Annotated in this window: 20 protein-coding genes; 17 read left to right on the forward strand and 3 right to left on the reverse strand. The window is 71.9% G+C overall.

All coding sequences use genetic code 11. The annotated features are described in order from the left end of the window. Positions 1-19: 19 nt before the first annotated feature. Both ACFWW9_RS02130 and ACFWW9_RS02135 read right to left on the reverse strand, forming a co-directional pair. Positions 20-808: an SDR family oxidoreductase gene (locus ACFWW9_RS02130; RefSeq protein ID WP_390370543.1), complete on the reverse strand. Its 789-nt coding sequence runs from the start codon at positions 806-808 to the stop codon at positions 20-22. Positions 809-838: 30 nt separating this feature from the next. Further along, positions 839-1189, reverse strand: a complete 351-nt coding sequence (locus tag ACFWW9_RS02135; RefSeq protein WP_390370544.1) for a nuclear transport factor 2 family protein — start codon at positions 1187-1189, stop codon at positions 839-841. A gap of 78 nt (positions 1190-1267) precedes the next feature. On the opposite strand from ACFWW9_RS02135, the gene ACFWW9_RS02140 reads away from it, so the two are divergent. Together ACFWW9_RS02140 and ACFWW9_RS02145 are read left to right on the forward strand one after the other, a co-directional pair. Then, the gene (locus ACFWW9_RS02140; RefSeq protein ID WP_390370545.1) at positions 1268-2062 is read left to right on the forward strand and encodes a MerR family transcriptional regulator; all 795 of its coding nucleotides are present in this window, start codon (positions 1268-1270) and stop codon (positions 2060-2062) included. A 393-nt stretch (positions 2063-2455) separates the two neighbouring features. Further along, entirely contained in the window at positions 2456-5560 is a 3105-nt protein-coding gene (locus ACFWW9_RS02145; protein ID WP_390370546.1) for a BTAD domain-containing putative transcriptional regulator, read from the forward strand. Between the two features lie 12 nt (positions 5561-5572). Here ACFWW9_RS02145 and ACFWW9_RS02150 read toward each other — a convergent pair whose 3' ends face one another. Then, positions 5573-5770 (reverse strand): hypothetical protein, encoded by a 198-nt coding sequence (locus ACFWW9_RS02150; RefSeq protein WP_390370547.1) that lies wholly within the window; start codon positions 5768-5770, stop codon positions 5573-5575. A gap of 188 nt (positions 5771-5958) precedes the next feature. Here ACFWW9_RS02150 and ACFWW9_RS02155 point away from each other — a divergent pair, with 188 nt between their 5' ends. The 15 genes from ACFWW9_RS02155 (at position 5959) to ACFWW9_RS02225 (ending at position 19597) form a co-directional block, all read left to right on the forward strand. Further along, the gene (locus ACFWW9_RS02155; protein ID WP_390370548.1) at positions 5959-6885 is read left to right on the forward strand and encodes a hypothetical protein; all 927 of its coding nucleotides are present in this window, start codon (positions 5959-5961) and stop codon (positions 6883-6885) included. Beyond that, entirely contained in the window at positions 6882-7493 is a 612-nt protein-coding gene (locus ACFWW9_RS02160) for a hypothetical protein (RefSeq protein ID WP_390370549.1), read from the forward strand. The genes ACFWW9_RS02155 and ACFWW9_RS02160 overlap by 4 nt, the downstream gene beginning before the upstream one ends. Beyond that, the gene (locus ACFWW9_RS02165; RefSeq protein WP_390370550.1) at positions 7490-7669 is read left to right on the forward strand and encodes a hypothetical protein; all 180 of its coding nucleotides are present in this window, start codon (positions 7490-7492) and stop codon (positions 7667-7669) included. Before ACFWW9_RS02160 ends, ACFWW9_RS02165 begins: the two co-directional genes overlap by 4 nt. A gap of 316 nt (positions 7670-7985) precedes the next feature. Further along, entirely contained in the window at positions 7986-8237 is a 252-nt protein-coding gene (locus ACFWW9_RS02170) for an acyl carrier protein (protein WP_390370551.1), read from the forward strand. 37 nt (positions 8238-8274) lie between these two features. Next, positions 8275-8649, forward strand: coding sequence for an ectoine synthase (locus ACFWW9_RS02175; RefSeq protein WP_390370552.1), 375 nt, complete (start codon positions 8275-8277; stop codon positions 8647-8649). A gap of 117 nt (positions 8650-8766) precedes the next feature. Then, on the forward strand, positions 8767-9714 hold the full coding sequence (locus ACFWW9_RS02180; protein ID WP_390370553.1) for a pseudouridine-5'-phosphate glycosidase: 948 nt from the start codon (positions 8767-8769) through the stop codon (positions 9712-9714). Then, positions 9711-10397, forward strand: a complete 687-nt coding sequence (locus ACFWW9_RS02185) for an HAD family hydrolase (protein WP_390370554.1) — start codon at positions 9711-9713, stop codon at positions 10395-10397. The genes ACFWW9_RS02180 and ACFWW9_RS02185 overlap by 4 nt, the downstream gene beginning before the upstream one ends. A 57-nt stretch (positions 10398-10454) precedes the next feature. After that, a complete protein-coding gene (locus ACFWW9_RS02190) occupies positions 10455-11846 on the forward strand; it encodes an MFS transporter (protein WP_390370555.1) in 1392 nt (463 codons plus the stop codon). Continuing rightward, positions 11843-12625, forward strand: a complete 783-nt coding sequence (locus ACFWW9_RS02195; RefSeq protein WP_390370556.1) for a hypothetical protein — start codon at positions 11843-11845, stop codon at positions 12623-12625. The genes ACFWW9_RS02190 and ACFWW9_RS02195 overlap by 4 nt, the downstream gene beginning before the upstream one ends. Positions 12626-12695: 70 nt before the next feature. Continuing rightward, positions 12696-14141, forward strand: coding sequence for an AMP-binding protein (locus ACFWW9_RS02200; RefSeq protein ID WP_390370557.1), 1446 nt, complete (start codon positions 12696-12698; stop codon positions 14139-14141). Between the two features lie 33 nt (positions 14142-14174). Then, positions 14175-15311 (forward strand): acyl-CoA dehydrogenase family protein, encoded by a 1137-nt coding sequence (locus ACFWW9_RS02205; RefSeq protein ID WP_390370558.1) that lies wholly within the window; start codon positions 14175-14177, stop codon positions 15309-15311. Positions 15312-15324: 13 nt separating this feature from the next. Further along, positions 15325-16011 (forward strand): transglutaminase family protein, encoded by a 687-nt coding sequence (locus tag ACFWW9_RS02210; RefSeq protein WP_390370559.1) that lies wholly within the window; start codon positions 15325-15327, stop codon positions 16009-16011. 36 nt (positions 16012-16047) lie between these two features. Next, positions 16048-16845, forward strand: a complete 798-nt coding sequence (locus tag ACFWW9_RS02215; RefSeq protein WP_390370560.1) for a glycosyltransferase — start codon at positions 16048-16050, stop codon at positions 16843-16845. Then, on the forward strand, positions 16842-18296 hold the full coding sequence (locus tag ACFWW9_RS02220; protein WP_390370561.1) for a glycosyltransferase family 4 protein: 1455 nt from the start codon (positions 16842-16844) through the stop codon (positions 18294-18296). Before ACFWW9_RS02215 ends, ACFWW9_RS02220 begins: the two co-directional genes overlap by 4 nt. Positions 18297-18298: 2 nt before the next feature. After that, a complete protein-coding gene (locus ACFWW9_RS02225; RefSeq protein WP_390370562.1) occupies positions 18299-19597 on the forward strand; it encodes a glycosyltransferase 87 family protein in 1299 nt (432 codons plus the stop codon). Positions 19598-19715: the final 118 nt, after the last annotated feature.

Consider the following 19715-nt stretch of genomic DNA (forward strand, 5'->3'; position numbering starts at 1 on the left):
GAGGAGTCCGGCACCTGGCTCAGACGGTCGGAACGGTCCCGCCGTCGATCACGTACTCGGCTCCCACGATCGCCGAGGCGCGGTCCGAGACCAGGAATCCGACCAGGTCCGCGATTTCCTCGGTGTTCGCGAACCGTCCCAGGGGCACTCCTCCGAGGGAGTCGTAGATGGTCTGCTTGGCCGCTTCACGGGTGAGCCCGTTGCCCTCGGCGATCCGGTCCACGAATCGTTCGTAGGCCTCGGTCTCGATCCCGCCGGGGCTGATCGCGTTGACCCGCACGCCGCGCGGCGCGAGCTCGTTGGCGAGTCCCTTGCTGTACGTGCGCAGGGCGGCTTTGGCCGCCGCGTACGCCAGGGACGCGTCGTACTGGGGCAGTTCACGCTGGATCGAGGTGAAGTGCAGCACCACGCCCGCCCCGGACTCGATCATCGCCGGGAGGAGTGCGCGGTCGAGTCGCACCGCTCCCAGGAAGTTGAGGTTCAGCTCGGTGAGCCACTGGTCGTCGGTGATGACCGCGAACCCACCGGCGGGTGTCGACGCGCCGCCGACGACGTGCACCAGGATGTCGAGCGCGCCGCCCGCCTCGCCGATCCGGGAGGCCACCGCGGTGGTGCCTTCGATCGTCGTCGTGTCCGCTTCGATGAACCGGTCGGGGTGCTCGTACCCGTCGGGCATCGTCCGCGCCGTCACGTACACGTCGGCGCCCATCTCCCGCAGCCTCGCCGCGACGGCCTTGCCCGAGCCCTTCGACCCGCCCGTGACCAACGCCCGGCGACCGTCGAGACGATCGCGATCCGAACTGGACATTCCACTCTCCACTGGAGGACGACGCAGCGCTCAGGCCGTGTGGTTGGCGATGACGAGTTCGGCGACGAGGTCGTCCCGCAACGCGAACCGGTAGTCGAGTTCGGCGACGCCACCGGGGAAGGTGCCCTCGAGCCGCACGGTCACCACCCAGTGGGCGTCGTCGACGCGGCGAGCGCCGATCTGCTCGGTCGTGTACTCGAACTCGGACCCGGCGTCCCGCAGGAACGCGTGGACCTCCTGCCGTCCGCGGAAGGTCTCGTCCTGGTCGACGACCACCACGTCCTCGGTGAGGAACGACGAGGCGGTGTCGGCGTCGTGGACGACGTGGGCGGCGAAGAACTCGCGGACGGTGGTCGGGAGGAGGTCGGTGTGCTGTGTCATGAGCCCACCGTGTGACCTCGCGGCGCGGGAGGGTCAAGCCGTGGACCCTCCCCCTGGGGGAGAGTCCACAATGAACGGGTGCTGACCATCGGGGAGTTCTCCCGGCTGACCCACCTGAGCGTGCGGACGCTGCGCCGGTACCACGAGGCGACCCTGCTGGAGCCCGCCGTGGTGGACGAGGCCACCGGGTACCGCTACTACGGCGTCGACCAGATCCCGACCGCGCAGGTCATCCACCGGCTCCGCGAACTCGACGTCCCCCTGAGCGACGTGCAGCGCATCCTGCGGACCCCCGACCCCGGTGTCCGGGCGGCCCTGGTCGCGGACCACCTGCAACGCCTCGAGGACGTGCTCGACCGCACCAGGGCCGCGGTCGTGTCGCTGCGGCGGCTGCTCCGGCCCGACCCCGCGCCGATCGACGTCGAGCTGCGCGCGGAGCCCGCCCGGACGGTCGCGGCGGTGGAGGCCGTGGTCAACGGACGCGATGTCGAGGCCTGGTTCGCGGGCGCGATGGCCGAGTTGGAGTCGGCCGTCGGCGCAGCCGCGACCGGACCGCCGGGCGGCTGCTACGACAACGCCCTGTTCGAGCAGGAGCGCGGTCACGCGCTCATCTACCTGCCGACCGCCACGCCACCTCGCACCGGACGCGTGCACCCCGTCGTCCTTCCGGCCGTGGAACTGGCCGTCACCACCCACGTCGGCGAGCACGACGGCGTCGAGGTCACGTACGGCGCGCTCGGGACCTGGGTGGTGGAGAACGCGATGTCGGTGGCCGGGCCGGTGCGGGAGGTCTACGCCGTCGGCCCTCGTGACGTGAGCGATCCCGCCGCGTGGCGCACCGAGATCGGCTGGCCGGTCTTCCGCGTCACCTGACGCGGTCGGTGCGGAACCCGCGCCGGTGAATCGGTGGATCCCCCTCGCCACCTGGGAGCATCCCACGGCTTGAGCGTCCGCGGCGCAGAACTGCGGGTCCACGAAGCCAGGGAGCGTGAAGATCTCCGGCGCTGTGCTAGTAAGTGATGATCGTGTTTTTTGCGTCACCAACGGATTACCGCGAGCGACCGGATTTGACCGACTGGGTGAGTACAGGTCATCCGAACGTCACGGGTGCAGGAGAGCAGGTCACGACACGCGACGCTTCGGCGTGCGCAGGTGGAGGAGAGGAACAGGACCGGCGGCATTCACCCCGCACTTGACGAACGCCCTGTCCACGGCGCGAACGGGGTGCGGTGGACACGTCTCATCGCGTATCTGGGAGGACGCAGCGTGAGACTCAGACTCCTCGGCCCGGTCGAGCTCGTCGCCGACCGGCGCTCGATCGACCTCGGAGGTCCGCGGCAGCGGATCGTCCTGTCGGTGCTCGGCCTCAACGCCAACCGGGTCGTCCCGGTCGAGCAGCTCGTCGACGCCGTGTGGGACAGTTCCCCGCCGTCGACGGCGCGCGGTCAGGTGCAGATCTGCATCTCGGCGTTGCGCCGGATCTTCGCGGGTGCGGGCCAAGGCGTCGCGATCGAGACCCGGCCGCCGGGCTACCTGCTGGAGATCGCGCCCGGCGACCTGGACAGCCTGGAGTTCACCGCACTGGTCGCCTCCGCCCGCGTCCACTCCGACGCGGGCCGCAGCGAGGAGGCCGCCACGACGCTGCGCGACGCGCTCGCGTTATGGCGCGGGTCCGCGCTCTCCGGCGTGCCCAGCGACCTCGTGCAGCGCGGTGCCGCGCTGTGGGAGGACCGGCGGCTCGCCGCCGTGGAGGAGCGGATCCGGCTCGACCTGGAACTCGGCAGGCACGAGGAGATCAGCGGCGAACTGGGGGCGCTGGTCGAGGAGCACCCCTTGCGCGAACGGCTGCACGGGTTCCTGATGCTCGCGCTCTACCGGGCGGGCAGGCAGGCCGAGGCGCTGGAGGTGTGCCGCCGGGCGCGGAGCACCCTCGTCGAGGAGGTGGGCATCGAGCCGGGCCGGGAGTTGCAGGACCTGGAGCGGGCGATCCTGAACCGCGATCCCGAGCTCGCCCTGCCCACCACCGGCGGCGGGCACGCGACGAAGCGCGCGTTCCCGTCGTCGGTGGTCGAGCAGCAAGCGGTGGTGCCCCAGCAGTTGCCCGCGAGCATCGCCGACTTCACCGGTCGCGAGGGGCACCTCGACGAGATCCGGCGGCTGGTGTCCGGCGGCGCGGACGGCTACGGCATGCCGATCGTCGCGATCTCGGGCAAGGGCGGGGTGGGCAAGTCGAGCCTCGCGGTGCGGGTGGCCCACCAGCTGAGCGGCGATTTCCCCGACGGGCAGCTCTACGCGGACCTGCGGACCCCGCTCGGTGACGACCACACGGCGAACCTGCTCGCGCGGTTCCTGCGCGCGCTCGGGACCGCGGGAACGGCGGTGCCGGACGACGTCGACGAACGGGCGGAGCTCTACCGCAGCAAGCTGTCGGGCAGGCGGCTGCTGCTGGTGCTCGACGACGTGGCGGGCGAGCACCAGGTGCTGCCCTTGCTGCCGGGTGGTCCGACGTGCGCGGTGATCACCACGAGCCGCGCGCGGCTGAGCGGCCTGTCCGGCGCGCACTGGATCGACGTCGACATGTTCGACGTCGACCAGTCGGTCGAGCTGCTCACCAAGATCGTGGGTCCCGCCAGGGTCGAGGCGGAGCAGGACGCGGTGGTGGAGCTGGTGAGGTTCTGCGGCGGCCTGCCGCTGGCGCTGCGGATCGCGGGCGCGCGACTGGCGTCGCGGCCGCACTGGCGGGTCGACGGGCTCGTGCGCCGCCTGCGCGACGAGGCCCGCAGGCTCGACGAACTGGCGCACCACGGGTTGGAGCTGCGGTCCAACATCGGGTTGACCTACAAGGTGCTCGACGTCGAGGAGCAGCGGCTGTTCCGGCTGTTCTCGCTCGTGCAGGCGCCGGACTTCCCCGCGTGGACGGCCGCCGCGCTGCTGGACACGAGCCTGCGCAACGCCGAGGACGTGCTGGAGAGCCTGGTCGACGCACAACTGCTCGACGTCGTGAAGTACCCGGACTCGGTGCACGTGCGCTACCGGTTCCACGACCTCATCCGGGTCTACGCCGGGGAGAAGCTGCTGGAGGTGGAGAGCGAGGTCGAGCGGACCGCGGCGCTGACGCGGGTGCTCGGCGCCTGGCTCGCGCTGGCCGACGAGGCGCACCGCCGCGAGTACGGCGGCGACTACACGATCCTGCACGGCTCCGCTCCGCGCTGGCACGACCCGGACGGCGAGGCCGCGGAGTCCATCGGCAACCCGATGGACTGGTGGGAGGGCGAGCGGCAGGCGCTGGTGGCCGCCGTGCGGCAGGCCGCCGGTGCCGGGCTGGACGAGTTGTGCTGGGACCTCGCGCTCACGTCGGTGACGCTGTTCGAGGCGAAGGGGTACTTCGACGACTGGATGGAGTGCACGCAGGCCGCGCTCGACGCGACGCGGGCGGCGGGCAACCGGATCGGGCACGCCGCGATGAGGTACTCGCTGGGGACGCTGCACATGTTCCAGTCCCGGCTGGCCGAGGCCGACGAGTGCTTCACCTCGGCGTTGGACGTCTTCCGCGCCGAGGGCGAGGCGCACGGCTGCGCGCTGGTCCTGCGCAACGCAGCGCACGTCGACGGGCTGCGCGGGGGCATCGGGGCGATGCTCGCGAAGTACGCCGAGTCGCTCGCCACGATGCGGGTCGTCGGCGACCGGGTCGGCGAGGCCCACATCCTGCGCAGCATGGCGAAGTTCCGGATGGACGAGGGCGACACCACGACCGCCCGCGAACTCCTCGACGACGCGCTCGCCATCTGCCAGGAGGTGCGCTGCCTGCGCACGGAGGCGCAGGTCGTGCACCGCTTCGCCGAGCTGCACCTGGTCACCGGCCAGGTCGACGAGGCGCGGCAGGCGCTGCACCGGGTGCTGCGGATCGTCCGCGACACCGGCGACCGGATCGGCGAGGCGCACGCGCTGTACGGCCTCGGTCTGCTGCGCCACCGGGAAGGCAGGCTGGACAACGCCGAGACGACGCTGGTGCACGCGCTCGACCTCGCGCGTCGGGTGGGCGAGCAGCTCATCGAGGCGAAGTCGCTCTACGCGCTCGGCGAGATCGCGCTGGCCAGGGGAGGCGACTCGACCGGGGTGGCGCACCTGGTGGAGGCGCGGAGGCTGTTCGAGGAGCTGGGGTCGGCGCTCTGGCACGCCAGGGCGCTGGTGCTGCTGGCGGAGATCCACACCAACGACGGGAACCCGGCGTCGGCGAGGGAGAAGGTCGAGCGGGCTGTCCGACTGCTGTCGGAGATCGACTCCAGGGAGTCGGCCCAACTGCTGGCCAGCCTGCGCTCGACCCGGTCCGCGGTGGTGGCGGGCGACGCGGTCGACACCGGTGCGGTGTGACGCGCCCGTTTCTCAGAAGTCGTTGTTCGGGACACAGGCGTTGAGGTCGACGCTCCAGTGGGTGTCGGCCGGGCAGTCGCCCGCGGTCCCCCAGTGGGTGTCCTCGGCGCTCACCGCGACCGCCTGACCGGAGGCGAGCGCCACGAGCAGCGAGGCCCCGGCGAGCAGGGAGGCGAGGGCCGGGGCGACGAACTTGCGGCTGGCGAACATGGCTTCCTCCGGTGGTTCGGCTGGTTGCTCGTGGTCTGGGACCAGTTGACAGGTGGCCGCCATCGGTCGCCCCTCCACTCGCTGTCGATCGACCCTCAGTGGACCGATAGCCGATCGAAAGAGGGTCGACAAGGGATCTCCGCACAGTGTTCGCAGGTGATTCACGCGAACTACGGGAGGAGGCCCGGATGGACGTCCCGATGCTTCGGCTGAGTGCGGATGACCTGTGCACGGCCATCGCCGGGATCGATCCGGTGCCGGTGCTCGCCGCGGAGCTGATGGCGATGGGCGGGACCGCCGCCGCCGAGCCGGGCGCGCGGTGGGGCGAACCCTTCGGGGCGTTCGCGGTGCTGGAGGACACGTCCGCGGGCGGACGGTGCGCGCTGCCCGTGGCGGCGCTGCGGGCCTACCGGGCCGCGGCGTTGACCGCGCTCGCCGCACGGCACCTGCTCGCTCCGGGCGTGGTGACCGCGTCGGTGATCGGCTCCGGCCTCGCCGCGCGGCTCCAGATGATGGTGATCGCACGGCACGTGCCCGACGTCAGCCACATCGCGGCCTGCGCGGTGAACGGCGACCGAGACCTGCCGGTGTGGACGGGGGTGGTCGACCAGTTGGACCACGCGGGCATCGAACTGGCCGTCACGAACCACGTCGACGAGGCCGTGTTCGGCGCGAACCTGGTGGCCATCACCGGGTGCGACGCCGACCTCGTGCGCGTCGACCACCTGTCCAAGGGGGCGGTGGTGGTCAACGCGACCGGCCGCGACCTCCCCGACCACCTGGTGGACGGCGCCAACCAGGTCTACGTCGACGACTCGACGCGGATGGGCTCCGCGGCGCACCGCCACTTCGCGCGGACGGTGGCCCATGGCTCGTCGTCGGCGCGCCGCCACGACGGGATCGAGGCCGACCTCGGCGCCGTCCTCATCGGCGAGCACCCCGGCCGGACCCGCGTCGACCACGTGCTGCTGGTGGAGCTGCTCAGCCCGAACGCGCTGGACCTCGCGCTCGCCTGCCTGGTCCACCGGGCCGCGCTGGTGCTCGGCCTCGGCGGGTTCGACGCCGAGGAGCCCGCGGGTCCCCCGTCCACGACCACCACGAGGAGTGGGTCATGACGAAGTCGTTGTGCGCGGCCACGTCCTGCGAACAGCAGGTCGCCGCGCCCGGTTCGCGGGTGTGCTCCGGCTGCCGGGAAGCGGCGCGCGAGGCCCTGACGCGCCTGACCGGTCTGCACGAGGCGTGCGCGGAAGCGCTGACCCCTGGCAGGCGGCCGCTGGCCGAGCGGGTCAGCGGGCACCGACCCACCGGCATCACGTTGGACGGCGCGGCGCTGTCGGTGCGGTCGGACGTGCTCGACGCGCTGGTGTCGTGGTCGGCGCTGGTGTCCGCCGAGCGCTCGGCGCCCGCACCGGGTGGGCGTTCGGTGCCGCGGCTGGTGGAGTTCCTGCTCGGGCACCTGGACTGGCTGCTCGGGCACGCCACCTCGGGGGACTTCGTCCGCGAGTTCCGGGACCTGGTCGCCTCGGCCAGGGCGGTGCTGGAACCGGACCCGGTCGAACGCCGGGAGCTGGGGCCGTGCGGCGAACCGGGGTGCGCGCACCCGGTGTTCGCGACGCTGCGCGAGGGCGGGGTGGCCGGGGTGGCCTGCGCGGCCGGGCACACGTGGCCGCCGGGGCGGTGGCTGCTGCTGAGCAGGCACGCGTCCGCCAGGGGCGCGGCATGAGCGCCGGGCCGCGGCGGCGCAGGGTTCCCACCGATCTGGCCGCGCTCGCCGCGGGGGTCTCGGAGGCGACCATCCGCAAGTGGGCCAGCCGCGGGAAGCTGACCCGCCACGGGAGCCCCGGACGCGCGGAGTACGACCTCGACGAGGTGTGCGACCTGGTGAACGGCAGGTGCTGAGCGATCGGCGCAATCATTTCGAGTGAATCGCTTTTCGCGCGAGAATGAGGCCCTTGTGCACATGAGGGCCTCATTCGCATGCCCGGAATAAATCGATCCAAAGAATCCAAAAAAATCCAAGACAAAGGATTGACGTGAGGCACCGGCGACCGTCACGCTTTGTGGGCGGCACCGCTGTGCCCGCATCGAAGAACCCTCACCGATAGTTCCGGGATTTCCCGCGAGTTCGTCGTGCGTGTCCAACCGCGCGACCTGGGGCCCATTGTCGTGTTCGCGGCCGGAACGACGTCCTCGTGCAACAGGGAGAGGAATTCCAGTGACGATCGAAGTCGAGATCAAGCGGTACATCGTGTCCAGCTTCGTCCCCGACGTGCCGCTCGACCAGCTGCCCTCCGACTTGGACCTGCTCGACAACGGCGTGGTCGACAGCCTCGGTCTGCTGCGGCTCATCGCGTGGGTCGGCGACAAGTACGACATCCCGGTGGGCGAGATGGACATCTCCCCCGTGCAGTTCGGCTCCGTCGACTCCATCCACGCGTTCGTCCGGGAAACGCGCAGTTTCGTCTGACCTCGTTCGACCACAACCGACAAGAAGGGTGCAAGCGATGATCGTTCGCGGTAAGTCCGAGGTCAAGTGCGTCGACTGGGGCAACGGGCTCAGCTACCGGTTCCTCGTGGAAACCGATGGAATGGGGTTCACCGTGGCGCACACGGTGGTGAAAGCCGGTTCCAAGTCGCCGCTGCACTACCGCAGGCACCTCGAGGCCTGCTACTGCATCTCCGGCCGCGGCCAGGTGATCAGCTCCGACGGCACGGTCCACGAGATCGAGCCGGGGGTGATCTACGCGCTGGACAACCACGACGAGCACTTCCTGATCGCCGCTCCCGAGGGCGACATGGAGCTCGTCAGCGTGTTCAACCCGCCGCTGCGGGGCGACGAGCGGCACAACTTCGACTCCGACGAGTTCTCCCACTACTAGCGCGCTCGTCGGGCGCGGTGCGGGAGCCCGACGGGGTCCCGCACCGCGCCCGACGACCGGACCGAGCCCCCCGCCGACCGAGGCGACCAGCCAGTCCAGTTCAAGGAGGAACGATCGATGTCCACGCGGAAACGAACCGAACTGTTCTCGATCTCCGACGAGGTCGCCGACGCGATGGCGGACGGCTACCCCGTGGTGGCACTGGAGTCGTCGGGTGTGGTGCAGGGCTTGCCGTACCCCCTGAACCTGGAGACGGCGCTCGACATCGACAAGACGATCCGCGCGAACGGCGCCGTGCCCGCGCGCACCGGCGTCGTCGACGGGCGGTTCGTCGTCGGCCTGTCCGAGGCGCAGGTGGAGATGTTCGCGACGACGCCCACCGTGCCGAAGATCAGCACCCGTGACATCGGGTCCGCGCTCGCCTCCGGCGGCCACGGCGGCACCACGGTCTCCGCCGCGCTGGTCGCGGCCGACCACGTCGGCATCGACGTCTTCGCGGTCGCGGGCATCGGTGGCGTGCACTTCGACGCCCAGCGCAGCTTCGACATCTCCGCGGACCTCGTGGAGTTCACCCGGCACCGGATCGCGGTGGTCTGCGCGGGAGCCAAGTCGCTGCTCGACCCCGCCCTCACGCTCGAGTACCTCGAGACCCAGGGGGTTCCGGTCGTCGGCTACCGCTGCGACGACTTCCCCGCCTACTACAGCAGGTCGAGCGGGCAGCCCAACCCGCGCCGCGTCGACGACCTCGACGTGCTCGCCGCCGCGATCCGCCTGCACTGGCAGGTCGGCAACGGCGGCGGGTTCCTGGTCACGCACCCGATCGCGGAGGAGGACGCGCTGCCGTCCGACGAGATGTACGAGTTGGTCCACCAGAAGCAGGCCGAGGCGGAGAAGGCCGGGGTCAGCGGTCCGTCGCTCACCCCGCACATCCTCAAGGCGGTGTCGGCGGCGACGCGGGGCCGGACCGCTGCGGCCAACCGGTCGGTGCTGCTGTCCACCAGCGCGGTGGCCGCCGAACTGGCCGTCGCCCTGCGCGAGCGGTCCGCACTGGCCGCCGCCTCGTGAGCGCCGACGACCGGGCGGTCCTGTTCGACGTGGACGGCACCCTGGTGGACACCCCCGGCGGGATGCTCGGCGTGCTGCGCGCGGTGCTCGAGGAGTCGGGTCGCGAGGTGGACGACGGCGTGGTGCGCCGGACGATCGGGCGGCCGCTGGCCGCGTCGTTCGCGGGCCTGCTCGGTCTCCCCCAGGACCACCGGGACGTGGCACGCGCGGTCGACCGCGCCCGCGCGCTGTTCACCGAGACGGTGATCCCCACGGCCGCGGACCTGGTCTTCCCCGGCATCCCGGACCTCCTCGCGGAGCTGCGGGCGCACGGCAGGCCGCTGGCCGTCGTGACCAGCAAGGTCAGGCCCAGCGCCGTGGAACTGCTGCGCGCGGCGGGCCTGCTCGACGCCTTCGACGCGCTGTCGTGCCACGGCATGGCCGACCGCGGCAAGCCGCACGCCGACCTCGCCCTGCTCGCCGCGGGCGCGCTGGGCGTTCCGCCCGAGCGCTGCGTCGTCGTCGGCGACGCGGTCGACGACGTCCGGATGGCCTCCGCCGCCGGGATGGACGCCTGCGGCGTCGACTTCGGCGTGGCCACGCGGGCGGAACTCGTGGCCGCGGGCGCGTCGACCGTCGTGGGCTCCGTGGCCGAACTCCGCGACGTCGTCTCGCCCAGGCACCTGCACGCCTCCGACAGGTAACCCGATCAAGCTCACACGAGGGTGATTCCCATGGCCCTACCGGGCACCGTTCCCGCTGTGCGACCCCGCTCGGCCAACGCCGCGCTGGCGATCCTCGCCGTCGCCCAGTTCCTCATCGCGCTCGACTACTCCATCGTCTACATCGCCCTGCCGAGCATCGGCGACGAGCTCGGGCTGACCGAGAGCTCGGTCCAGTGGGTCGTCAGCGGCTACGCCGTGTTCTTCGCGGGCTTCCTCGTCGTCGGCGGACGGGCGTCGGACCGCTTCGGTCCGCGCACCCTCTTCATCGTCGGGATGCTGCTGTTCGGCATCGCCTCGCTGGCGGGCGGGCTCGCCCCCGGCACCCCGGTCCTGATGGTGGCCCGCGCCGCGCAGGGCATCGCGGCGGCCATCCTCCAACCGGCGGTCATCGCCCTGATCAACACCTCGTTCGCCGCCGGACCGGCGCGCAACAAGGCGCTGTCGGTGTGGGGCACGGTCGGCGCGTCCGGACTGGCCGCGGGCGTCATGATCGGCGGCCTGCTCACCACGGTCTCGTGGCGCTGGGTGTTCCTGATCAACCTGCCGCTCGCCGTGGTCTGCGCGCTGGCCGCGCCGAAGCTGCTGCCCAGGCTCGACGAGACCGTCCGCAAGCACACCTCGCTGAACGTGCCCAGCGCGGTGCTGTGCACCGCGACGGTGCTCTCCACGGCGCTCGCCCTGACCCAGGCGTCGAGCCGGGGCTGGACGGACGCCAGCACGCTCGCCGGGTTCGGCGTGGCCGCGGCGCTGCTGGTCGCGTTCGTCTGGCAGGAGCGGCGCAGCGCGCACCCGCTGGTCGACCCGCTGCTGCGGCGCACCCGGTCGCTGCTGGTCGGCTGCGGCGCGACGGCGTTCTACATGGGCAGCGTCGGCAACCAGTTCTTCGTCGTCACGCTGCTCGTGCAGCAGCTGCGCGGGTACGGCCCGATCGCGGCGGGGCTCGCGTTCCTGCCGATGGCGGTCGCCATCGCGGTGGCGAACTCGGTGTCGGCCAAGATCGTCGCCAAGCTCGGTGTGCGGCTGACCCTCACGCTGGCGTTCGTCGCCGACGCGGTGGGCCTGCTGCTGCTCGCGTTCCAGACCTCCGGCGACAGCTACGTGCTCGACCTGCTGCCGGGTCTGCTGATCACCGGCTTCAGCCACGGCGTCACCTACGTGGCGATGTTCATCGCGGGCACCGCCGACGTCGAGGACCGCAACCAGGGTGTCGCCGGGGCCATGATGACCACGGCGCAGTACATGAGCGGCGCGCTCGGGGTGGCCGTCCTGGTGCTGGTGCTCGGGCCGAACCCCGGTCAGACGAGCTTCGGCTGGGCGTTCGCCACGACCGCGGCGGCCGCGGTGTGCGGTGCGGCGCTGGCCTGGTTCGGCCTCAACCGCCGATCGGCCGCGGCGCCCGTCCCGGAGGCGTCGGGGACGCGGTCGTGAACAGGGACGCCTGGGTCGCGCAGCTCGGGATCCTGGTCATCCACAACGATCCCGTGGTCGAGGCGGAGCTGTGGGCGATGGCGCCGCCCGGTGTCACCATCCACACGGCGCGGTTCGAAAGCCCCACCAGCACGGGCGCCGAGTACACCGGCGAGTCGTGGCGGCGGATGGTCGACGCGCCGGACGTCCGGCGGGGGCTGGTGCAGCTGGGGCAGATGGACCTGTCCGCGATCTGCCTCTGCTTCGGCTCGGCCAGCTTCTTCGGCGGGCTGGAGTTCGACGAGGGGTTCGTGGCGGCCGCGGTCGAGCTGACCGGCGGCACACCCGTCTACACGGCGGCGCAGGCGATCCGCTCGGCGCTGGCCGCGACGGGGGTGAGCCGCCCGCTGGTGGTGCTGCCGCCGTGGTTCACCGCGCCGACCTTCACCGCGACCGCGGACTACCTGGCCTCGGCGGGCTTCGGCGTGGCCGGGCTGATGCAGTTCCAGCTCGACTCGCGCTGGCGGGACGTCGCTCGGCACCAGCTCTTCGACCGCGGCGGCCGCTGGGAGGTGCACCCGGACGAGGTGTGCCGCCAGGTCGCCGCCGGGTTCCCCGCCGACGCGGACGGGATCCTCATCCCCGGCAGCGGGTTCCGCTCCTGGGAGGCGATCGAGCAGCTCGAACAGCGGCTCGGCGTGCCCGTCGTGACCTCGAACCAGGCCTGCCTGCGGCACCTGCTCGACCTCGCGGGCGTCGAGGCCTCCGTCGGGGGCGGCGGTCGCCTGCTCGACACCTGATCCCCGTCCCGCGAAGGCCCGTGCTCACCACCGAGCGCGGGCCTTCGCCGTACCGCCAGGAGGGAATCCGATGGCGACCCACTCCTTCGTGACCGCGTTCGCCGAGATGGCGCGGACGCGGCCCGACGCGCCCGCCCTGTCCTGGGGCGACCGCGTCGTCGACTACGCCGGTCTCGCGGACATGGTCGAGTCCACCGGTGCCCACCTCACCGCGCTCGCGCTCGACGAGGGCGCGCCCGTCTGCGTGCCGGCCACGAAGTCGCCGCGCACGATCGCGCTGGTCATCGCGTGCGTCCGCGAGGGCAGGCAGGTGTTGCTGCCGTCGACCGGTCTCGGCCCGGACGCGCTGGCCGACCTGAACGCCCGACTCGGCTGCACCCACGTGCTCAGCGCGACCGAGGAGGACCCGGTCGTCGCGCGGCCCACCGGCGCCAGTGGTCGCGGCGCTCGCCCGGTCGAGCCGGGGCTGGTGCTGACCACGTCCGGGTCGACCGGCACGCCGAAGGTGGTGGTGCTGGCCGCCGACGGCGTCGACCGCTTCCTGGCCTGGGCCGCCGCCCGGTTCGACATCGGGCCGGGCGCGCGGGTGCTCAACCACGCCCCGCTCAACTTCGACCTGTGCCTGCTCGACGTGTGGGCGGCCCTGTCGGTGGGCGCCTGCGTGGACCTCGTCGACCCGGAACGCGCGGTCGACGGCGCGCACCTGGCGGCGCTGTGCGCCGAACGCGCGCCCACCGTGGTGCAAGCCGTGCCGCTGTTCTTCCGGCTCGTGGTCGAGGCCGCCGACGGCCGGGTGTTCGACGGGGTCCGGACCCTGATCTTCACCGGGGACGCGATGCCGCCGAGCCTGCTCGACCGGGTCGCCACCGCGTTCCCCAACGCCCGGATGTGGAACGTCTACGGGTGCACCGAGACCAACGACAGCTTCCTGCACGAGGTCGTGCCCACCGAGGTCGCCGCCCACGGCGTCGTCCCGATCGGCTCGCCGATCGAGGGCGTGGACGCGCTCGTCGTCGACGAGTCGGGTGACGTCCTCGTCGGCGCCGGGACCGGCGAGCTGGTCGTGTCGACGCCGTTCCAGTCGCGCGGCTACCTCGACCCGCGCCTCGACGAGGAGAAGTGGCGCGACGGCTACTTCCGCACCGGTGACCTGGTGCGCCGCGACGAGCAGGGGCTCGTGTTCCTGCTGGGGCGCAACGACCACCAGGTGAAGGTGCGCGGGGTGCGCACCAACCTCCAGGAGGTCGAGCAGGTCGTCCTGGCCCACCCGCAGGTGTCCGAGGCCGCCGTGATCGCGGTGCCCGACGAGACCGCGGGGCACGTGCTGCACGCCGTGGTCCGCCGCGTGGCGGGGTCCGCGGTGAACAGCCTCCACCTTCGCGTCCACTGCGCCGCGGGTCTGCCCAGGACGGCGATCCCCGGCGTGATCGAGATCGTCGACCACGCGCTCCCGCGCACGTCCACCGGCAAAGTCGACCGGAACTCCCTGCGGCACGCGCTCGGCAGGGCCTCGTGACGGTCCAACCCGCCCACCACCGGAGGAATCCCCATGTTGTGGAACGAGGACCAGCGCGCGCTGCGCGCCGCGATCGAGGACCTGGGCGACGTGCTCAGCAAGGAGCACGTCGAGCGGGACGGCCGAGGCGAGTTCGGTGACGACGCGTGGAAGCGCGTCCGCGAGACCGGGCTGCTGGGGCTGCCCTTCGACCCCGAGTGGGGAGGACTCGGCCAGGACCTGCTCACCACGATGTACGTGCTGGAGGGGCTGGGGTACGGCTGCCGGGACGGCGGGCTGAACTTCTCCACGACCACGCACCTGGTGAGCGCGGGCGTCCCGTTGCAGCGCTTCGGTTCCCGCTACCTCAAGGACCGCTACCTGAGGCGGATCTGCGACGGATCGGCGATCGGCGCCCACGCCATCACCGAGCCCGAGGGCGGGTCCGACGTGATGGCGATGCGCACGTCGGCCACCGCCGACGGCGACGACTACGTGCTCAACGGCAGCAAGGCGTTCGTCAGCAACGGCCCCATCGCCGACGTGTTCGTCGTCTACGCCCGCACCGGCAAGCGCGGCAGCCCGGCGGCGATCACCGCGCTCCTGGTCGACCGCGACACGCCGGGCCTGTCGATCGGCAAGCCGATCGCGAAGATGGGCCTGCGCACCTCGCCGCTGTGCGAGCTGTTCCTCGACGACGTCCGGGTCCCCAAGGCCAACGTCATCGGCTCGGTCGGCGCCGGGTTCCTGATCCTCGACCACGTGATGAAGTGGGAGATCCTCTGCTCCTTCGTCGTCAACGCGGGCGAGATGCGCCACCGGTTGGAGCGGTGCGTCGAGTACGCCAGGAGCCGCCAGCAGTTCGGCAAGCCGATCGGGCAGCACCAGTCGGTCGCCAACAAGATCGTCGAGATGAAGATCGCGGTGGAGAACTCGCGGAAGTGGCTCTACGACACCGCGGAGCGGCTCCAGAACGGCGAGAACGTCACCGTCGACATCGCGATCAGCAAGCTGATCACCAGCGAGGGCAACGTGAGTTCCGCGCTGGCCGCCGTGCAGGTCTTCGGCGGGTACGGCTACACGGCCGAGTACGGCCTCGAGAAGGACCTGCGCAACGCGGTCGCCGGGACGATCTACTCCGGGACCTCGGACATCCAGCGACAGCGCGTCGCCAGCATGCTCGGCCTCTGAGGGAGGATCCCCGATGACAGTCCACTCCGTCGACTCGGCGCTGCTCGACACCACCGAGTTCCTCGACCACGACAGCGACACCGTGCGCGACTTCGTCGCCAAGGCCCTGCCGACCGGCGTCGAGGGCCTGTCCGACATCGATCGCGCGCTCGCGCTCTACTACGCCGTCCGGGACGGCATCCACTACGAGGTCTACGGCGCGGACCTGTCCCGCCACGGCCTCAAGGCGAGCTCGACCATCAAGCGCGGCATGGGTTTCTGCGTCCACAAGTCCATCCTGTACGCCGCGGCGCTGCGCGCGGTCGGCGTGCCGAGCCGCATCTACTACGGCGACGTCCGCAACCACCTCGCCTCGCCGCGGCTCGAGGAGCTGATGGGCGGCAAGGTGTTCACCTTCCACAGCCTCACCACCGCGTACCTGGACGGCAAGTGGGTCAGGGCGACGCCGGTGTTCAACAAGATGCTCTGCACGCTCTACAAGATCAAGCCGCTGGACTTCGACGGCCGCACGGACTCCATGTACCACCCGTTCGACGAGGACGGCCGCAGGCACATGGAGTTCCTGCGCGCGCACGGCGACTTCGACGACGTCCCCTACGACATGGTCGTCGACGGCATCCGGGCGGCGCACCCGCGCCTGTTCGAGGGCCGTGACACCACGGCCAAGGGCTCGCTCGTGCTCGACGCCACCCAGGCGTGACCCGTCGAACCACCCGTCCCGTCCGGAGGCATCGCCATGAAGAGAGAGAACCCAGACAACACGATCCACACCGTCCCCGGTCAGCGCACGGGGTCCCCCGTCGTCCACCACGGCGCACGCGCCCGCGTCCCGGTGGACCTCGAACTCGTCGTCCCCGCGTTCAACGAGGCCGGTCGACTGCCGGACACGCTGCGGGCGCTGACCGCCTTCCTCGCCGACCAGTCCTGGCGGTCGCGGATCGTCGTGGTCGACAACGGCAGCACCGACGAGACCACCGCGGTCGTCGCCGCAGCGGACCGCCGCGGTGTCGACGTGGTCGCCATCGGCTGCGCGCGTCCCGGCAAGGGCGCCGCGGTGCGGCGGGGCTTGAGCAGCAGCACGTCCCGCTTCGCGGGCTTCGTCGACGCGGACCTGTCCACGCCGATCTCGACGCTGACGAGGGTGATGGCCGAACTGCGCGCAGGCGCCGCGGCCGCCATCGCGTCCCGGCACGCGCCGGGAGCCCGGTTCGTGCACCCGCAGCCCGTGGGGCGGCGGATGGGCGGGGCGGCGTTCCGGATGCTCGCCCGGCCGCTGGTGCCCGAGGTGCACGACACCCAGTGCGGCTTCAAGGTGTTCGAGCGCGAGGCGGTGCAGAGCGCGCTGGCCCGCTGCCGGGTCAGCGGCTTCGCGTTCGACGTGGAGCTGCTGCGGCAGATCCGGTTGGTGGGCGGGCGCATCGCGGAGATCGCGGTGGCCTGGACCGACGACGAGCGCTCGACGTTCCGGCCGGTGCACGACGGCCGGGCCGCGTTCGCCGACCTGCTCCGGCTGTACCGGGCGGACCTGCCATGAGCGCCGGTCGCCGACTGCTGGTCGTGAGCAGGTGGGACGTGCGGCACCCGAGCGCCGGTGGCGCCGAGCGGTACCTGCACGAGATCGCCAGGCGGTGGGTCGCCGACGGCGCCGAGGTCACCTGGGTGGCGACCCGGTCACCCGCCGCCGCCGCGCGCGAGGTCGTGGACGGGATCGAGGTGCTGCGCTCCGGCAGGTCGTGGGGCGTGTTCCCGCACACCGCGCTGCGGCTGCTGCGCCGCGGCGCCCACTACGACGCCGTGATCGACGGCACGAGCCGGATGTGCTTCGCGGTGTCGGTGATCACCGGCAGGCGGGTGCCCGTCGTGCAGGTCGTCCACGGCGTCCCGCGACTGGCTCCCCCGAGGCGCTTCTCCCCCACGAGCGCCGTCGACCGCTTCCTGGCGGGGCCGCTCGCCCGGTGGACCCGCGGTGACCGGGCGATCGCCGTGCCGTCGGTGTCCTCGCGGCACGAATTGAGGCGGCACCTGGGTTTCCGCGGCCCGATCTTCGTCGTTCCCCCCGCCACGACACCGGAGCGGGGCCGATCGGAGCGGACCGGTCGACCGACGATCGTGGTCGTGGCGCCACTGGTGCCCGAACAGCGGCTGGACCTGCTGCTGACCGCGCTCGCCCCGGTCGTCACGCGAGTCCCCGGACTGCGCGTCGAGTTCCTCGGCGAGGGCCCGGACCTGCACCGGCTGCGCGGGCTCGCCGCCGACGTCGGCGTGGCCGCCTCGGTCACCCTGCACGGACGGCAGCCCGACGAGGTGCGCCGCGCCTGGCTGCGCCGCGCCTGGCTGACCGTCTCCACGGCCACCGCGGACGCCTGCGGCTGCACCGTGATCGAGTCGGCGGCGCACGGGGTCCCGCATGTGTGCCTGGCCGCGCCGGGTGCGCGCGACTTCGTCCGGGACGGCGTGACCGGTCGGGTCGTCGAGGACGCGGACCGGCTCGGCGACACCGTCGAGAACGCGCTCACCGACCTCACCGACCCCGTGCTCGCCGAACGCACCGCCGAGGTGTGCCGCGCGTGGGCCGACCGCTTCGACTGGGACCGCGCCGCCCGGCTGCTCGCCGACGTCGTGACCCACCAGATCGGCGTCGTGCGCTCGAAGCGCGCGGGCACGGCGCAGCGCCGGTACGCGCGCTCCGACATCGCGACGCTGGTGCGGTTCCCCGAGGGCGCCACGCCCGTGCGCGCCGAACTGCTCCGCGCAACCGACGAGGTCTCCGTCGCGGACGGCGAGGTCGGTGTGCTGCTCAACGGGTGCGACGAGTTCGACGCGCTCGGCGTGCTCGACCGCTTGGGCGTCCCCGACGCCCGGATCAGCCTGGCGAGCCGGGACGACCTGCTCGTCGGTCCTCGCGCGCTGCCTGCCTCCCTCACCGGGGAGACCACCCCACCGACCCGCCCCACCGGGTCCTTCACCCGCACTTCGAGAGGATGACCATGTCCAGCTCCCCGGTCGCGACCCCGCGCTTCCGACCGAAGGTGATCGTCACGGCCGCCGTCGTGGTCACCTCCGTCGTGCTCGCGATGATCGCCTCCTACGTGTTCCTGCGCGACCCCTACTGGAGTCTGCGGTGGACCGTCGACCTGAAGGTCTACCTGGCCGCGGGCCAGACCGTGCGCGACGGCCAGTCGCTCTACGACCTGGTCGTCCAGTCCCCGCTGTACGGTCCGATGCCGTACATGTACCCGCCGCTCACCGCGATCCTGTTCTTCGTGCCGCTGTCGTTCCTGCCGATCGGGGCGGCCAGCCTGGTGTGGAACGCCGTGTCGCTGATGGCGCTCGGCGCGGTCGTGTGGATCACCCTCGGCATTGCGGGCATCCGCGACAGCCGGGCCAAGGTCGCGCTGACGGTCGTGCTGCTCGTGCTGACCGCGTGGCTGCTGCCGGTGCGGGTGCAGCTCATCGCCGGTCAGATCAACATGTTCCTGCTCCTGCTGGTGCTGCTCGACTTCCGCAAGCCGTTCGGGAAGTGGATGGGCGTCGGCATCGGCATCGCGGCGGGCCTGAAGGTCACGCCGCTCATCTTCGTGGGGTACCTGGTGTTCACCAAGCGCTGGAAGGCCGCCCGCACCGCGGTGCTGGCCTTCCTCGGCACGGTGGCCGTCGGTTTCCTGGTCAAGCCGTCGGACTCGGCGACCTACTGGGGTGGGTTGGTCCTGCACGCCTCGCGCGCGGGTGGCGTGTTCGACACGCCAAACCAGTCGATGGTCGGCGCCATGTCCAGGGTGCTCAGGACCGACGTGTTCGCGCCGTGGTGGTTCGCGCTGCTCGGGCTGGTCGCGCTCTACGGGCTCCTCGTGGCGACGTTCGCGTTCCGCCGCGGCGCCGACTTCCTCGGCTTCTCCGCCGCCGCGATCACCGGTCTGCTGGTGTCCCCGGTCAGCTGGGAGCACCACTGGGTCTACGTGATCCCGCTGATGATCTGGCTGGCCGTCTGGGCCTACCGCGAGCGCGCCGTGCCGGTCGCCGTCGTGACCGCCCTGCTCACGGTCGTCTTCTCCGTGCGGGTGTTCATGCTCGTCGGCATCCAGGAGTCCCCGCCCCGCCCGATGGACCTGGCCGTGTGGCAGGAGGTGATCGCGTCGCTGTTCCCGGTGACCGGTCTGCTCCTCCTCCTGCTCGGCCCGCTCTGGGTGCGCCGGAACTTCCCGAAGGTCGACGGTTCGGTGCCGCAGCGGATCGCGATCGTGCCGCGGGCCCGCCGTTCCAGCGAGGACCGGGAGACGGTCGGCTGACCCCCTCGCCCACCGCGGCCGGGGTCCCGTGACAGGGACCCCGGCCGCTCTCCTCGCGACGACACCCGAAGGCCGGCACGCGCTGGTGAGGAGTCGTTGCCTCGAGCCTTTCGTCTCA

The organism is Umezawaea sp. NPDC059074, from assembly GCF_042738955.1.
Taxonomy (GTDB): Bacteria; Actinomycetota; Actinomycetes; order Mycobacteriales; family Pseudonocardiaceae; genus Umezawaea.

Coding starts and splice junctions, on each gene's coding strand:
- ACFWW9_RS02130 (WP_390370543.1), bottom strand. CDS start 808: ATGTCCAGTTCGGATCGCGATCGTCTCGACGGTCGCCGGGCGTTGGTC.
- ACFWW9_RS02135 (WP_390370544.1), bottom strand. CDS start 1,189: ATGACACAGCACACCGACCTCCTCCCGACCACCGTCCGCGAGTTCTTC.
- ACFWW9_RS02150 (WP_390370547.1), bottom strand. CDS start 5,770: ATGTTCGCCAGCCGCAAGTTCGTCGCCCCGGCCCTCGCCTCCCTGCTC.
- ACFWW9_RS02155 (WP_390370548.1), top strand. CDS start 5,959: ATGGACGTCCCGATGCTTCGGCTGAGTGCGGATGACCTGTGCACGGCC.
- ACFWW9_RS02160 (WP_390370549.1), top strand. CDS start 6,882: ATGACGAAGTCGTTGTGCGCGGCCACGTCCTGCGAACAGCAGGTCGCC.
- ACFWW9_RS02165 (WP_390370550.1), top strand. CDS start 7,490: ATGAGCGCCGGGCCGCGGCGGCGCAGGGTTCCCACCGATCTGGCCGCG.
- ACFWW9_RS02175 (WP_390370552.1), top strand. CDS start 8,275: ATGATCGTTCGCGGTAAGTCCGAGGTCAAGTGCGTCGACTGGGGCAAC.
- ACFWW9_RS02180 (WP_390370553.1), top strand. CDS start 8,767: ATGTCCACGCGGAAACGAACCGAACTGTTCTCGATCTCCGACGAGGTC.
- ACFWW9_RS02200 (WP_390370557.1), top strand. CDS start 12,696: ATGGCGACCCACTCCTTCGTGACCGCGTTCGCCGAGATGGCGCGGACG.
- ACFWW9_RS02205 (WP_390370558.1), top strand. CDS start 14,175: ATGTTGTGGAACGAGGACCAGCGCGCGCTGCGCGCCGCGATCGAGGAC.
- ACFWW9_RS02210 (WP_390370559.1), top strand. CDS start 15,325: ATGACAGTCCACTCCGTCGACTCGGCGCTGCTCGACACCACCGAGTTC.
- ACFWW9_RS02215 (WP_390370560.1), top strand. CDS start 16,048: ATGAAGAGAGAGAACCCAGACAACACGATCCACACCGTCCCCGGTCAG.
- ACFWW9_RS02220 (WP_390370561.1), top strand. CDS start 16,842: ATGAGCGCCGGTCGCCGACTGCTGGTCGTGAGCAGGTGGGACGTGCGG.
- ACFWW9_RS02225 (WP_390370562.1), top strand. CDS start 18,299: ATGTCCAGCTCCCCGGTCGCGACCCCGCGCTTCCGACCGAAGGTGATC.